This is a genomic window from Bacillus sp. AFS098217 (genome assembly GCF_002551815.1).
In the GTDB taxonomy this organism is placed as follows: Bacteria; Bacillota; Bacilli; order Bacillales; family Bacillaceae_G; genus Bacillus_A.
In genome coordinates this window covers 93,458-108,161 of sequence record NZ_NVPR01000032.1, presented here as the reverse complement: position 1 = coordinate 108,161, position 14,704 = coordinate 93,458, and the positions used below count along the sequence as shown (strand labels likewise).

Genomic DNA, 14,704 nt, shown 5'->3' with positions numbered 1-14,704 from the left:
GTTGTAAACTGAAGAGGAATTCATTTTTGAACCGGAGAAGAGAGACAGGGGGTATAAACATGGTGACAATTCATCGAATGGAGATTCCTGTTCCATTTGCAGTTGAGACAGTGAATGTGTTTTTAGTTGAGGGGGAGACATTAACATTAATTGATACAGGGACAAATACAGAAGAGGCTAAGAAGGCATTAGAAAGTCAATTAGGGGCTTTAGGACATAAAATAGAAGATATTGAAACAGTAGTGATTACACATCATCATGCTGATCATTGTGGACTTTTGAATGTATTTTCCGAGAATACAAATATTGTTGGGCATCCTTGGAATGAGCCATGGATTACAAAAAATCCTCAATTTTTACAACGGTATCAACAATTTTTTAAAGAGGCTTCATTGCAGTTTGGCGTTCCAGAAGCATGTTTGAATGATGAAGCATTACTTATGACGCAAACACTTAAATATTCCTGTAATAGATCGTTAACTCATACTGTACGAGAGGGAGATGAAATTGAATCGTTACCGGAATTTACAGTTATTGAAACGCCTGGTCATGCTTCCACTCATATTTCATTATACAGAGAGCGTGACGGATTATTAATTGGTGGGGATGCTTTAATTAGCCATGTTTCTTCAAATCCAATACTAGAGCCACCATATGAAGGACAGACGGAACGAGCACGGCCCTTACTACAATATAATCAAACATTGAAACGTTTAAGTGAAATGAATATTTCGCGTGTCTTATCCGGTCATGGAGAAGACATTATAAATGTGAACGTGCTAATAGAGGGAAGGTTACAAAAGCAAGAAACCCGTGCATTTAAAGTATTGGAGTTACTAAAGGAAAAACCGATGACAGCTTTTGAAGTATGTGTAAAGTTATTTCCTGTACTATATAAAGAACAATTGCCACTTACGATTTCAGAAACAGTTGGACAATTGGACTATTTAGCATATAATCATCAAGTGATGATTGATGAATCGTCACCACAATTGATTTATTATGCAAAGTAGGTGACAACAATGACAGGACGTTTACAAGAAAAAGTAATCGTCATTACAGGTGCTTCTAGTGGAATTGGAGAACAAGTTGCGATGCAAGTTGCAGCACAAGGCGCGATCCCGGTATTAATGGCTCGAACGGGGAAAAAATTACGAACATTAACACAAACGATTAAAACGACTTATAATACGCCTTGCTATTATTATGTATTAGATGTAAGTAAAGAGGCTGAAGTAGAAGCTGTTTTTTCAGAGGTATTACAAGATGTAGGGCATATTGATATATTGGTAAATAATGCGGGATTTGGTATTTTCAAAATGTTTGAGGAAGCATCTATGACAGAAGTGAAAGATATGTTTCAGGTCAATGTATTTGGATTAGTCGCTTGTACGAAGGCTGTATTATCTCATATGGTAGAGCGAAATAAGGGGCATATTATTAATATTGCTTCGTTAGCCGGGAAGATTGCGACGCCAAAATCTAGTGCCTATGCTGCAACGAAACATGCGGTATTAGGATTTACGAATAGTTTACGTATGGAGCTCTCAAATACAAACATTCATGTAACAGCAATTAATCCAGGACCAATTGATACAAACTTTTTTGAACTTGCCGATCAATCGGGTACATATGTAAAAAATATGGGGCGTTATATGTTAAAGCCAACATATGTAGCAGAGCAAATTGTTAAAGCGATGCAAACGAAAAAGCGTGAAGTGAACTTGCCGAAATGGATGAGTATAGGACCGAAGCTTTTTGCGCTATGTCCAGGGTTATTTGAACGTATAGCCGGTAAATCATTAAGTAAAAAATAGGAGGTTTCCATTTGGAAATCTCCTATTTTTTATTTACCTGTAACATATTCATAAACGATATCTTCAATTGTCTCATACACATCAACATCAGGGTCTGAACCAATCATTGTTTGGATACTTTGAATTAAAACTTCCTGATCCTCTTTTGAAACAGGTGTACATTGGTATTGCCTAAAACTTTTTATCATCATCTTCTCAATTAGTTTTTTATTCATGTTTTTCCTCGCTCACATGTATAAATGTATTGTTTTTATTGTACTTGAAGGATAGAGAAAATGCTAGCATACATTATTCTTGTATAAATAATCATGTTATTATATTATTTTTCTAGTAAAATTAAGGATTTTTAACTTTTTGAAATTAATAAATATTTAATTGACTTTATAAATATACAATATTATAATCATACTTAATTTACAGAATCGATATAAGGAGGAACATATGAAAGTCGCGATTATTGGAGCCACAGGTTATGGAGGAATTGAATTAATTAGGTTGTTACATCAACATCCATACTTTTCAATCACATCCCTTCACTCTTTTTCACGAGTAGGAGAACACATAACAAATGCGTATCCACATTTGCGAAATTTTCTTGTTCATACATTGCAAGAGATTGATGTGGATGTAATAGGGAAAGAAGCGGATATTGTATTTTTAGCGACACCAGCAGGGGTTTCGGCAGAGCTGACGCCTCAGCTTCTAGCAGCTGGTTTAAAAGTGATTGATTTATCTGGTGATTTTCGTATGTTGAATCCTGCTACATATGAAATGTGGTATAAAAAGCCTGCCGCAAATGAGGAAACTCTTCAAAAAGCAGTATATGGATTAAGTGAATGGAAAAGGGCGGCGATTCAAAATGCTCAATTGATTGCCAATCCAGGGTGTTTTGCCACAGCAGCATTGCTAGCGGCAGCACCATTAATGCGAAATGGAATGATTGAGGAAGATTCGTTGATTATTGATGCAAAATCTGGTGTATCAGGAGCGGGGAAAACACCGACAACAATGACTCATTTTCCAGAGCTATATGATAATTTTCATATTTATAAAGTAAATGAACATCAGCATATTCCAGAGATTGAACAAATGTTAACTGAGTGGAATGAGCGGACAAAACCAATTACATTCAGTACACATTTAATACCAGTATCGAGAGGAATTATGGTTACTCTCTATGCGAAAGTAAAGCGAAATGTTCCGGTGACACAGCTTCAGCATTTATATGAAAAAGAATATGAAGACTCTCCTTTTGTTCGGGTTCGTTCTAAAGGGGAATTTCCAAGTCCAAAAGAAGTAAGGGGCTCAAATTATTGTGATATTGGAACATCTTATGATGAGCGAACGAGAAGAATTATAGTGGTTGCTGTTATTGACAATATGATGAAGGGAGCAGCAGGGCAAGCAATCCAAAATGCAAATCTATTAGCAGGATTAGAAGAAACAACCGGATTAGAGTATATACCACTGTATCCATAAGGGGGAGAGAAGGATGATTAAAACAGATTTTATTATAAAAGTAGAGAGCGGCTCAATTGTATCGCCGAAAGGTTTTACGGCAATTGGGACTGAGGTAGGATTGAAAAAAGGAAAAAAAGATATGGGAGCGATTGTTTGTGAAGTTCCAGCTAATTGCGGGGCTGTGTATACAACAAATCAATTTCAAGCTGCGCCAGTACAAGTGACAAAAGAAAGTATCGCAGTGGAAGGGAGGTTACAAGCAATAGTCGTAAATAGTGGAAATGCAAATGCTTGTACAGGAACGAAAGGATTACAGGATGCGTATGAAATACGAGCGTTAGCAGCAAAGCAATTTTCTATAAAAGAGCATCATATAGCGGTTGCTTCAACAGGTGTCATTGGAGTACCTTTGCCGATGGAGGTGATTCGAGCTGGAATCCCATCTCTTGTACCAACAAAAGAAAAAGAGAAAGCAGACTCTTTTTATAAAGCGATATTAACAACGGATCTTATGACAAAACAATCGTGCTATCAGCTAATGATTGAAGGGAAAGAAGTGACCATCGCAGGAGCTGCCAAAGGATCTGGAATGATTCATCCTAACATGGCAACGATGCTTAGTTTTATTACAACTGACGTAAATATAGAGCAAGAAGCATTGCAAAGAGCATTATCACAGGTTACGAATCATACATTCAACCAAATTACAGTGGATGGAGATACGTCTACAAATGATATGGTCGTTGTGATGGCAAGTGGATTATCAGAAACGACTGCTATTAACGCAAATCATGCAGAATGGGAAAAGTTTATCATCGCTTTGCAAAAGGTATGTGAAGATTTAGCAAAACAAATTGCAAAAGATGGTGAAGGCGCTACGAAATTAGTAGAAGTAAACGTGCACGGCGCTCGCACTATTGAAGAGGGAAATAAGATTGCCAAGCAAATTATTGGTTCAAGTCTTGTGAAAACAGCAATGTATGGTGAAGATCCAAACTGGGGCCGCATTATTAGTGCGATTGGTCAAAGTGAAGTGACAATTGCGCCCCATACTGTTGATATTGCTGTTCAATCTATCGTTGTGTTACAAAGCAGTGAGCCAAAAACGTTTTCTGCAGAGGAAATGAAGCAAAAGTTAAAGCAGCCTGAAATTATAATCGATGTGAATGTACATCTCGGGGCCGAGAAAGGAACTGCTTGGGGTTGTGACTTAAGTTATGACTATGTGAAGATAAATGCCTGTTATCGTACATAAGGAGCGAAAGAGATGAGTGAGTATATCGTAGTAAAATGTGGCGGGAGTATGTTAGAGCGTTTAGACAGTGTGTTTTTTACATGCATAGAGCAACTGAAGAAAAACTACCAAGTTGTTGTCGTTCATGGCGGCGGCCCAGATATTGATGAAAAGTTAAAGGAGTTTCATATTCCGATAGAAAAGAAACATGGACTACGTGTAACGCCAAAAGAAGTTATGGATGTTGTTCAGATGGTTTTATGCGGGAGTACAAATAAGAAATTAGTGATGAATTTTCATAATCATGGCTTACATGCAATTGGAATTTCTGGGTGTGATGGGAATTTACTTCAAGTTCAGCCACTTAATACGGATATTGGATACGTTGGAGAAGTTAGTCGTGTAGAAACGTCATTACTAAAAGGATTGTTAGATTTGAATTATATTCCGGTTATCGCTCCGATTGGGATACAGGGGGAACATGTTTATAACATAAATGCAGATACTGCTGCAGCTGGAATTGCAGCTGCACTTGGAGCAAAAGAACTCATCTTTATAACAGATGTAGATGGGGTAATGTGTGAAGAAGAGTTGTTAATGAAAACGAATGAAATGGAGATTCTTCATTTGATAGAAACAGGTGTGATTACAGGTGGAATGATTCCGAAAGTACAAGCGGCACTCACATCATTAAGGATGGGGGTGCAGAATGCCAGCATTGTGAATGGTACAAAGAATTTTGCTGGAGTAACGGGAGAGTGGATTGGAACCACGGTAACAAAAGGAGTGATCATTGTATGAAAAGTCATATTTTTCCGACATACGGAAGACGAGGAATCGAGATTGTAAAGGGAAGTGGAACAAAAGTTATAGATAGTAGCGGTAAGCAATATTTAGATTTTACTTCCGGCATTGCAGTATGCAATTTAGGGCATTGTCATCCTGTACTTGTAGAAAAAGTAGCAAAGCAACTAGGGGAAATGTGGCATATATCAAATCTCTTTCCTCATTCAATTCAAGAAGAGGTAGCAGCACTCCTAACAGAGGGGAGTGAATTAGATTATGTGTTTTTCTGTAATAGCGGAGCTGAAGCGAATGAGGCGGCTTTGAAGCTTGCACGTAAGTATACTGGAAAGTCGCTTGTTTTAACATTTCAGCAATCCTTCCACGGTAGAACATTTGGTACGATGAGCGCAACAGGACAAGAGAAAGTGAAAAAAGGATTTGGACCGCTTCTTCCATCCTTTTTACATACTCCTTTTAATGACATAGAAGCACTCAGAGCGGCAATGAGTGAAGAGGTCGCTGCAGTTATGGTGGAAATCATCCAAGGAGAAGGCGGAGTATTACCAGCTGATCTTTCCTTTTTACAAGAAATTGAGCAGCTATGTAAAGAGTATGGTGCTCTTTACGTAATCGATGAGGTGCAAACAGGAATAGGGAGGACGGGAACATTGTTTGCTTATGAACAGACCGGAATATCTCCAGATATCGTGACAGTGGCAAAAGCGCTTGGAAATGGTATTCCAGTTGGGGCGATGATTGGTAAGAAAAAACTTCTCCCTTCTTTTACAGCGGGGACACATGGTTCAACATTTGGTGGAAATTACATTGCGATGACTGCGGCAAAAGAAGTGCTACAAATGATAAAACAGTCTTCATTTTTACAAGAAGTAAAAGAAAAGGGAGAGTATGTACTCCGAAAATTAAAACAAGAATTATTGGATGTTGAATGGATTCATGATATTCGCGGGAGAGGACTTATGATAGGAATCTCTTGTAAGGGTGATGTTACACCTTTTATAGAACAGTTAGAAAAAGAGGGACTTCTTGTATTACAAGCAGGGCCAAATGTTGTGCGGCTTTTACCACCGCTTATTGTAACGAATGAAGAACTAGAGCAAGCAGTATGTATGATAAAAAAAGTGATTTGTACAAAAAAATTATCGAGTGTATAAGGAGGAAATTTTATGTCAACTGTACAAGTGCCAAAATTACAAACGAAAGATCTTTTAACATTAGAAGAACTGACGCAGGAAGAAATCCTTTCATTGATTGAATTTGCGATATATTTAAAAAAGGGTAAGCATGAACCGCTATTAGAAGGAAAAATATTAGGATTAATTTTTGATAAACATTCAACTCGTACACGTGTTTCTTTTGAAGCGGGGATGGTACAACTCGGTGGGCATGGAATGTTCTTAAATGGAAAAGAAATGCAACTTGGAAGAGGAGAAAGTGTTTCAGATACAGCAAAAGTATTATCTCATTATATTGATGGAATTATGATACGTACATTCTCGCATGCGGATGTAGAAGAGCTTGCGAAAGAAGCGAGTATTCCTGTTATCAATGGACTAACAGATGATCATCATCCGTGTCAGGCATTAGCAGATTTGATGACAATTTATGAAGAAGTTCATACATTTAAAGGGGTTAAACTCGCGTATATAGGGGATGGAAATAATGTATGTCATTCTTTACTGCTAGCGAGTGCAAAAGTCGGTATGAATATGACAGTGGCGACTCCACCAGGCTATGAACCGAATGAGCAAATTATAAAAAATGCGTTAGAAATTGCAAATGAGACGGGTGCAAAGATTGAAATTTTGCATGATCCTGAGCTGGCAGTGAAAGAGGCAGACTTTATTTATACTGATGTTTGGATGAGTATGGGCCAAGAAGGAGCAGAAGAGAAGTACGCATTATTTCAACCGTTTCAAGTAAACGAGAATCTCGTTCAGCATGCTAAGACAACGTATCGTTTCTTGCATTGCTTACCTGCCCACCGTGAAGAAGAAGTGACGGGTGAAATTATAGATGGCTCTCATTCTGTTGTTTTTGAGCAGGCTCACAATCGATTACATGCTCAAAAAGCGTTATTAGTAAGTTTGTTCCAAAATATCAAAAAACCTTCCTAATGGGGGAGGTTTTTTTGTGATGAAATGTCTGATGTATACTTGGTGAATCACCTTTATATCCTTTATAATAAGGAAAAGATGAATAAGTTTGTTTTCTAGTAATAGGTAAGAGCATACTAGGAAGAGAAAATACGATTAAAGAGATGATAATTGTGCACACAAATAAAAAAACATATTCGTTTTTTCAGCGAATCTGGAGAGTACTGAAATTTTATTATTATAACTTGCTCCGTTCACCAGAAGGAGCGAGGAAAGTGTCATTGGGATTTGCAATTGGATTTGGGCTGGAAATGTTAGTCATTTATACGGCATCGCTCGTGTATCTTATGTTTTATCCAATTGTACGCTTAGCGAAAGGGTCTTTTCCAGCAGCAGTTATTGGCAATCTTATTGGAAAGATATCATTTCTTCCGGTATTTTTGTTTCCGGTTGGATATGCATTAGGAAAATTTTTATATCCGTTTGAAGTAAAGATCATTCATCATAAACCGTATACGATATCCGATCTGTTCTCGAGCAATATTTTTACTATGTTAAAGAGTTTATTACAGAGTGAAGTATATGTATTAATTGGAATGACGATTTTAGGAGCTGTGTTTGGGGTAATATCTTATTTTGTCGTATATTATTTATATGAAAAGAACCGTAAGTTACGTTTGAAAAAAAGAAAAAAACGTGTGAGAGAACCACTCGTACAAATATAAAGAATGTCACATTCATTTTCTGCCTTGAATATGCTTAAGAAAGAAGGAGGAGAGAATGAATGTATTATTACTATGTACCTCAAGTATATCCATATGTGAATTATTATCATGTTCCGTATGCAAGGCAACAGTTTGAAGCATACCAGCAAGCGCAGCCTTCTCAGGAGCGAAAACCATACTTAACAACATGGCCGTATTCAAATGTATACTATGGAAACTATTATGAATCGTAAAGCTGCTTCTTTTTGAAGCAGCTTTACACATTTGTTTTCAAAATTAAATTTTGAATCGTTTGAAGAGAGTGGATGAGTTGTTCGCGCTCTTCAAATGATAATGTTTGAAAATTTTCTTTAAGTTTGTTTAAAATGAATTGCTGATATTGCCCTACTAGCAACTTCCCTTCAGCTGTAAGAGAAATTAAAATGACCCGTCGATCTTTTTCGCTATAATGACGCTCTATAAGTTCTTCTTGAATCAATTTATTTAATAGAGGTGTCATGTTGGGCCTTGAAATCGCTAACCGCTTTCCGATTTCTGACACTGCTAATATGCCACGTTCATGCAATAGCAGTAACACCTGTGTATGCGATGGTGGCATGTGCCTTTGAGAAGAAAACTCTCCAGGAAGCATAAATTTGCGATAAAAAAGAGGCACTAACGAAAGAAGATGATCAACAATACGTTCCCACTCGCGTGATTCCATATAAAGGCCCCCTTCCATTATCATTGTAACAAAAAAAGTATTGTATAAAAATAGAATTGTTTAGCTTAGCCTTCATATTTATCGCGTAAAACACCGATTGATGAGGGTTAATAATTAGTAGGAGATAAAGCACCCACTGATTAAAGTTTCACTTTATAGGATAATACTTGCTCTGTAAATGCATTAGCAATAATCGCATAGCCTTTATCGTTTGGATGTACTTGATCATACAGTAATTCTTTTTTATCATTGGATATTAACTTCCGAATGGGCAAAACAATAGATGGAGGATTTGCTTTGGAAATAGAATAAATTGAGTCATTCCAGCCATCTAAAAACATATCTGCATAGGAAGCGATTGAATCATCAAGTTGTAAAGGATTATAAAGCTCAGATAGAATAAGTAAGGCATTTGGATTGAGAGTTCGAATTGTTGATACAATGTTTTTTACATCTGTTTCAAAATGAGTTTTTTCTTTATTTAACATTTTAATTCCATCTACAACCCCTACATTACGGTTTAAGCGAAATAAATTATTTCCTCCTATATTAATAGTAATTAAATTTGCCTCTTTAATTTTTTGTTGTACTTCTTCTGATTGAATCTTTTCAACGAGCCGATCTGTTGTTAAGCCATTTACACCGAGATTTTCTACTTTAATGGGTTTATGAATTTGTTCTTCTATTTGCTTTGATGCTAACTCAGCATATCCCCCTTGTGTAGAACCGTATCCTTTTGCGAGTGAATCGCCTAGCACAAGATGATAAAAAGAATCATTTGTTTGATTATCAATCCAATGAGCAGTAGCTGTTTTTGCTGTTTTTTCTCCGCTTTCTTTTTGTTTTGTCTCATCGTTCTTTTCAAAAGATGAATAAGAAATGATCAGAAGGAGGAGACATACAATAGTTAAGATGACTTTTTTCATAAATTTATCCTCCTTGTAATTGGTAATTGTATCATATTCAGCAGTATAAGCAATGGAAGGGCATATTATATCTTTATGAAAAGTTTACAATAACTTTACAGAAAATTTGTAGAAGGATGTCAAAAAATATTGACGTTATGAAAGTATGTTCGATATGATAATGTCAGATAAGTGACGATGTATCGCTCTAATGTGGAGAAAGAAGAGAGTAATAATATAGAGAATACCTTATTAGAGTTTGATGAGAACTTATTTTATTAGGGACAATTTTATAAGGGGGATTTTTTGTGAAAAAGTCAAAGAAAGTGTTAGCAGGAGCAACTCTGGCATTAGGCGTTATGGCTCCGCAAGTATTGCCAACAGCTGCCTATGCAGAAGGACAAGCAGAGGAGAGTACAGTTAACTTACGAATTCTAGAAACATCAGATATTCATGTTAACTTAATGAACTATGACTATTATCAAACGAAAAAAGATAATAAAGTCGGTCTTGTTCAAACTGCTACTCTTGTTAACAAAGCACGTGAAGAATCGAAGAACTCTGTGCTATTTGATGATGGGGATGCGATACAAGGAACGCCGCTTGGGGATTATGTGGCGCAAAAAGGCTTGGATGGAAACTACGTACATCCACTATATCGTTTAATGAACTTAATGAAGTATGACGTCATCTCTCTTGGAAACCATGAATTTAACTATGGTTTAGACTACTTAAATAAGGCAATTAGCAAAACAGAGTTCCCAGTTATTAACTCGAACGTCTACAAAGACGATCATGATAATAATGAAGAGAATGATGAAAATTATTTTAAACCATATCATATTTTGGAAAAAGAAGTAGAAGATGAAGCTGGTCAAAAACAAAAGGTGAAAATTGGTGTAATGGGTTTTGTACCACCACAAGTTATGGGGTGGGATAAAGCGAATTTAGAAGGAAAAGTAAAAGCGAAGGATATTGTCCAAACGGCTAAGAAAATGGTTCCGAAAATGAAAGCAGAGGGTGCGGATATTATTGTTGCATTAGCACACTCTGGTGTTGATAAAAGCGGTTACAATATCGGGATGGAAAATGCATCGTTTTATTTAACAGAAGTTCCAGGTGTTGATGCAGTATTGATGGGACATTCGCATACTGTAGTAACAGATACGTTTAATGGTGTTCCAGTTGTAATGCCAGGGGTTTTCGGTAGTAACTTAGGTATTATTGATATGCAATTGAAAAAAGTAGACGGCAAGTGGGAAGTGCAAAAAGATAAATCGGTTCCAACAGTTCGTGCGATTGCTGATAGTAAAGGAAATGCATTAGTAGAGTCTGATCAAAGATTAGTTGATGAAATCAAAGATGATCATGAAGCGACAATTAAATATGTAAATACACCTGTTGGTACAACAACAGCACCGATTAATAGTTATTTTTCACTTGTACAAGATGATCCATCTGTACAACTTGTGACAAATGCACAAAAATGGTATGTAGAAAAGCTATTTGCCGAAAATGGAGAGTACAGCAAATATAAGGGAATCCCAGTATTATCTGCAGGAGCACCGTTTAAAGCAGGTGGACGAAATGGTGCAACTTATTATACGGATATTCCAGCAGGAACTTTAGCGATTAAAAACGTTGCTGATTTATATGTATATCCGAATACTTTATATGCTGTAAAAGTAAATGGTGCACAAGTAAAAGAATGGCTTGAAATGTCTGCAGGCCAGTTTAATCAAATTGATCCAGCTAAATCAGAAGAACAGCCATTAGTGAATATAAACTATCCTACATATAACTTTGATATTTTAGATGGTGTGAAATATGAAATTGATGTTACACAGCCAGCAAAATATGATAAAGATGGAAAAGTAGTAAATCAAAATGCAAATCGTATTGTGAATGTAACGTACGATGGAAAACCGATAACTGATGATCAAGAATTTATTGTTGCAACAAACAACTATCGTGGTAGTAGCCAAACATTCCCTGGTGTAAGTAAAGGTGAAGTGGTATATCAATCTCAAGATGAAACACGTCAAGTTATTGTGAAGTATATGCAAGAAACACCTGTTATTAATCCGACAGCAGATCAAAACTGGACATTTAAATCAATTGCTGCTGAAAAATTAAATACTACATTTGATTCTTCACCAAATGCACAAAAGTATATTCCGAAAGACGGAAAAATCTCTTATGTTGGTCCATCTGAAAATGAGTTTGCGAAATATGCTATTGATCTAACGAAAAAGAATGATACTGATCAAGCAACAGGTGAAGAGAACGGTGGGGATAGCTCAACACCACCAACGACAGGTGAAGGCAATAATTCAAATGAACAAAAACAAGATGGAAATCAAACTGGAACAGAGACAACTGGTGAAACAGGAAATAAAGATAAAACAGAACCAGCAAAAGTAAGTGAAGATCAAAAAACAAACAAAGTAGATCGTGACTTGCCAAAAACAGGAGCAAACGTCTTTTCTACAATTGGAGCAGGACTTGCATTTGTGGGAGCAGGTATGTTCATGCTATTTAGAAGAAAAAAAGCAAATAGATAATACGGCATGTAAAGAGCAGAATAAAGAAAAAGAGGATTCCTGGTGGTAATCCTCTTTTTCTTTATAATTTTATCATTTTAACCGAGAAGCCCCCTTCCTCTAAACGAAGTGAAGGTAGGGGTAGTTCAATTAAGAAACGGTAACAGATTGTTCTTTCTTCCATGAAAGCCCGAATCCTGTGAATCCAACAATAATTGTAACGACCGGACAAGCTAAGCAGAAGATTGAGTATGGAACATAATCAACTGTTGGGACGCTTAGTACGTTTGCCAAGAAGACGCCACTTACACCCCATGGTACAAGCGGATTAATAACTGTACCAGCATCTTCTAGTACTCGTGATAAATTACGTCGTTTTAAACCAACTTCATCGTACTTATTAGCAAATGCTTGTCCTGTTAAAACGATGGATAGGTATTGTTCACCAAGCAAGAAGTTAACACCAATTGCTGTTGAAGCAGTAGAAATAATTAAACGTGTACTCGTCTTAACAAAATTAGAAATGATGTTCATAAGCTGTGTGATAATACCCATTCCTTGTAGTAATCCGCCCATACAAAGAGCAAGGAAAATAAGTGCAATTGACATCATCATACTCTGTAAACCACCACGTGATAATAAACTATCAATATCTTTTACACCTGTATTAGACACATAGCCGTCTTGCATAATTTTCATTAAATCGGCAAGTGAAGTACTTGGCTTGAAAATAAAGAGGATGATAATGCCAGCTACGATTCCAGCAAGTAGTGTTGGAACAGCTGGGGCCTTTTTGAAAGCGAATAAAAACAGTAATAGAATCGGTGTGAGTGTAACAATTGAGATAGTTGCATTCTTTTCTAATGTATTTGTAAAAGTAGAGAAATCAACATTTCCTGAAGATCCACTTCCCAAAATGAAAAAAGCAATAAAGGCAATAATGAAAGCAGGAATCGTTGTCCAAAGCATGTTTCGAATATGTTCAAATAAATCTACACCTGTTACAGCTGGAGCTAAGTTTGTTGTATCGGATAAAGGAGACATTTTATCTCCAAAGAAAGCCCCGGAAATAATTGCCCCGGCAATAAGGGCTGGATCGTATCCAAGAGCAGTACCCATTCCCATAAAAGCAAGCCCTACTGTTGCTGCTGTTGTAAAGGCACTACCAATACTTGTACCAACAATTGAACAAACAACAAAGACTGTCGGAACGAAAATTTTTGGTGATACAAGTTGGAAGCCGTATACCATTAGTGTTGGAATAGTCCCAGCTGCAATCCAGACGCTAATTAATACACCAACAAGTAAGAAAATAAAAATAGATGGAATACCAGCTGAAATACTACTTATCATTCCTTTTTCCATATCAGACCAAGAGATTTTTTTAATAAATCCAAAGGTCAACAATACAATAATGCCAAATAAAATAGGAATATGTGGTGATGTTTCTAATTTAATAACGCTAAAGCCGATACAGAAAAAGATGAACACTGTTAAAAGAATAGATTCAATTTTTGAAACCATTGTTTGTCCCTCCTAATAAACTAAAATAGTTCTTTTTTATATAAAATTCGCCAATATTGTATATTTCCTTTTAAAATTTAGAATTTTTTGACAAATTACCGGTAATTGTTTAACATTATAAAAATAAAAAACGCCCCTGCATATACATGCAGGGACGAAAAAAATCGCGGTACCACCCTAAATTGTGAAACAGTTTCATTTCACCACTCTGTAGAAATAACGGTCCATAACCGTCTTTTACTACTCCAAACGTTTCGTAAAAGAAGCTCCAGGGGGTAATTCATAATTCGTTCTGTACTGGTTCGCACCAACCACCAGCTCTCTGAAATCAGGAAACGAAATACTACTAAATCCTATCATCGCCGATTCATATGATGTTAGTTAAATTTTTATCACATATCTATCTCATATGTCAACAAATATATTTATTGTTTTTTTAAAGAAAATAATGGGAGAATGTTTTTTAACTACCTCATTTGTGCGTTATAATGAAAATAAAAAGGGGGGAAGTGAATGAAGAAAAAAGTACTTCTTTTTACAACCTTACTTATTCTTGGTGGCAGCGCGGGGATTTATACAGCACTTGCAGCATCACCAGATCAATCGAAACAAAAAGATGTGCAGAAAGCAGAAACAAAGGAATTAGAAAAGGTAAAGGAAGAACAGAATAAGGAGAAAACAGCGGCTAAATTAGGGGTTTCTCTTGAAGGGAAAACAGAGAAAGAGATTCAAAAAGAGTTAAATACAGCGAGGTTTGAGAAGCGTCACGAATTGTTAATAGAACATGCAAAGCAACTTGGAATTGATACAGAAGGAAAGAAAGATGAGGAAATTATTTTGGAAATCGGAAAGATTCAACATGGAGAGTAGAACAACTTATCTTATGATAAGT

Annotated in this window: 15 protein-coding genes and 1 other annotated feature; of the genes, 11 read left to right on the top strand and 4 right to left on the bottom strand. The window is 36.4% G+C overall.

Annotated features, from left to right (window positions below; translation table 11 throughout):
• The first annotated feature begins 59 nt into the window (after positions 1-59).
• Entirely contained in the window at positions 60-1,013 is a 954-nt protein-coding gene (locus COO03_RS08665; RefSeq protein ID WP_097896790.1) for an MBL fold metallo-hydrolase, read from the top strand.
• A 9-nt stretch (positions 1,014-1,022) separates the two neighbouring features.
• The gene (locus COO03_RS08660) at positions 1,023-1,817 is read left to right on the top strand and encodes an SDR family NAD(P)-dependent oxidoreductase (RefSeq protein ID WP_097896789.1); all 795 of its coding nucleotides are present in this window, start codon (positions 1,023-1,025) and stop codon (positions 1,815-1,817) included.
• A 29-nt stretch (positions 1,818-1,846) separates the two neighbouring features.
• On the opposite strand, the gene COO03_RS08655 is transcribed toward COO03_RS08660, so the two are convergent.
• On the bottom strand, positions 1,847-2,032 hold the full coding sequence (locus tag COO03_RS08655; protein ID WP_097896788.1) for a YqzH family protein: 186 nt from the start codon (positions 2,030-2,032) through the stop codon (positions 1,847-1,849).
• Between the two features lie 226 nt (positions 2,033-2,258).
• Here COO03_RS08655 and argC point away from each other — a divergent pair, with 226 nt between their 5' ends.
• The 7 genes from argC (at position 2,259) to COO03_RS26945 (ending at position 8,370) form a co-directional block, all read left to right on the top strand.
• The gene (gene argC, locus COO03_RS08650) at positions 2,259-3,296 is read left to right on the top strand and encodes an N-acetyl-gamma-glutamyl-phosphate reductase (RefSeq protein ID WP_097896787.1); all 1,038 of its coding nucleotides are present in this window, start codon (positions 2,259-2,261) and stop codon (positions 3,294-3,296) included.
• A gap of 13 nt (positions 3,297-3,309) precedes the next feature.
• Positions 3,310-4,533, top strand: coding sequence for a bifunctional glutamate N-acetyltransferase/amino-acid acetyltransferase ArgJ (argJ, locus tag COO03_RS08645; protein ID WP_097896786.1), 1,224 nt, complete (start codon positions 3,310-3,312; stop codon positions 4,531-4,533).
• A gap of 12 nt (positions 4,534-4,545) precedes the next feature.
• Complete coding sequence (argB, locus tag COO03_RS08640) at positions 4,546-5,313, top strand: acetylglutamate kinase (RefSeq protein WP_097896785.1); 768 nt, start codon at positions 4,546-4,548, stop codon at positions 5,311-5,313.
• Positions 5,310-6,470, top strand: a complete 1,161-nt coding sequence (locus COO03_RS08635; protein ID WP_097896784.1) for an acetylornithine transaminase — start codon at positions 5,310-5,312, stop codon at positions 6,468-6,470. Before argB ends, COO03_RS08635 begins: the two co-directional genes overlap by 4 nt.
• Positions 6,471-6,482: 12 nt before the next feature.
• Complete coding sequence (gene argF, locus COO03_RS08630) at positions 6,483-7,433, top strand: ornithine carbamoyltransferase (protein ID WP_097896783.1); 951 nt, start codon at positions 6,483-6,485, stop codon at positions 7,431-7,433.
• A gap of 152 nt (positions 7,434-7,585) precedes the next feature.
• Positions 7,586-8,137 carry a DUF2062 domain-containing protein gene (locus tag COO03_RS08625; protein WP_097896782.1) on the top strand — a complete coding sequence of 184 codons (552 nt, stop codon included), beginning with the start codon at positions 7,586-7,588 and terminating at the stop codon, positions 8,135-8,137.
• Positions 8,138-8,196: 59 nt separating this feature from the next.
• The gene (locus COO03_RS26945) at positions 8,197-8,370 is read left to right on the top strand and encodes a hypothetical protein (RefSeq protein ID WP_170958150.1); all 174 of its coding nucleotides are present in this window, start codon (positions 8,197-8,199) and stop codon (positions 8,368-8,370) included.
• 23 nt (positions 8,371-8,393) lie between these two features.
• On the opposite strand, the gene COO03_RS08620 is transcribed toward COO03_RS26945, so the two are convergent.
• On the bottom strand, positions 8,394-8,840 hold the full coding sequence (locus COO03_RS08620; RefSeq protein ID WP_097896781.1) for a MarR family winged helix-turn-helix transcriptional regulator: 447 nt from the start codon (positions 8,838-8,840) through the stop codon (positions 8,394-8,396).
• A 140-nt stretch (positions 8,841-8,980) separates the two neighbouring features.
• Positions 8,981-9,766 carry a GDSL-type esterase/lipase family protein gene (locus COO03_RS08615; protein WP_097896780.1) on the bottom strand — a complete coding sequence of 262 codons (786 nt, stop codon included), beginning with the start codon at positions 9,764-9,766 and terminating at the stop codon, positions 8,981-8,983.
• A 287-nt stretch (positions 9,767-10,053) separates the two neighbouring features.
• On the opposite strand from COO03_RS08615, the gene cpdB reads away from it, so the two are divergent.
• Positions 10,054-12,309 carry a bifunctional 2',3'-cyclic-nucleotide 2'-phosphodiesterase/3'-nucleotidase gene (cpdB, locus tag COO03_RS08610; RefSeq protein ID WP_097896779.1) on the top strand — a complete coding sequence of 752 codons (2,256 nt, stop codon included), beginning with the start codon at positions 10,054-10,056 and terminating at the stop codon, positions 12,307-12,309.
• Positions 12,310-12,438: 129 nt separating this feature from the next.
• Here the strand turns inward: cpdB and nhaC are convergent, their stop codons facing one another.
• Positions 12,439-13,812, bottom strand: coding sequence for a Na+/H+ antiporter NhaC (gene nhaC / locus COO03_RS08605; protein WP_097896778.1), 1,374 nt, complete (start codon positions 13,810-13,812; stop codon positions 12,439-12,441).
• Positions 13,813-13,959: 147 nt separating this feature from the next.
• Positions 13,960-14,181, bottom strand: a binding site (T-box leader).
• 144 nt (positions 14,182-14,325) lie between these two features.
• Here nhaC and COO03_RS08600 point away from each other — a divergent pair.
• Positions 14,326-14,682, top strand: a complete 357-nt coding sequence (locus COO03_RS08600; protein WP_097896777.1) for a hypothetical protein — start codon at positions 14,326-14,328, stop codon at positions 14,680-14,682.
• Positions 14,683-14,704: the final 22 nt, after the last annotated feature.

Coding starts and splice junctions, on each gene's coding strand:
- COO03_RS08660 (WP_097896789.1), top strand. CDS start 1,023: ATGACAGGACGTTTACAAGAAAAAGTAATCGTCATTACAGGTGCTTCT.
- COO03_RS26945 (WP_170958150.1), top strand. CDS start 8,197: ATGTATTATTACTATGTACCTCAAGTATATCCATATGTGAATTATTAT.
- nhaC (WP_097896778.1), bottom strand. CDS start 13,812: ATGGTTTCAAAAATTGAATCTATTCTTTTAACAGTGTTCATCTTTTTC.
- argB (WP_097896785.1), top strand. CDS start 4,546: ATGAGTGAGTATATCGTAGTAAAATGTGGCGGGAGTATGTTAGAGCGT.
- argF (WP_097896783.1), top strand. CDS start 6,483: ATGTCAACTGTACAAGTGCCAAAATTACAAACGAAAGATCTTTTAACA.
- COO03_RS08665 (WP_097896790.1), top strand. CDS start 60: ATGGTGACAATTCATCGAATGGAGATTCCTGTTCCATTTGCAGTTGAG.
- COO03_RS08600 (WP_097896777.1), top strand. CDS start 14,326: ATGAAGAAAAAAGTACTTCTTTTTACAACCTTACTTATTCTTGGTGGC.
- COO03_RS08635 (WP_097896784.1), top strand. CDS start 5,310: ATGAAAAGTCATATTTTTCCGACATACGGAAGACGAGGAATCGAGATT.
- COO03_RS08655 (WP_097896788.1), bottom strand. CDS start 2,032: ATGAATAAAAAACTAATTGAGAAGATGATGATAAAAAGTTTTAGGCAA.
- COO03_RS08620 (WP_097896781.1), bottom strand. CDS start 8,840: ATGGAATCACGCGAGTGGGAACGTATTGTTGATCATCTTCTTTCGTTA.
- COO03_RS08615 (WP_097896780.1), bottom strand. CDS start 9,766: ATGAAAAAAGTCATCTTAACTATTGTATGTCTCCTCCTTCTGATCATT.
- argC (WP_097896787.1), top strand. CDS start 2,259: ATGAAAGTCGCGATTATTGGAGCCACAGGTTATGGAGGAATTGAATTA.
- argJ (WP_097896786.1), top strand. CDS start 3,310: ATGATTAAAACAGATTTTATTATAAAAGTAGAGAGCGGCTCAATTGTA.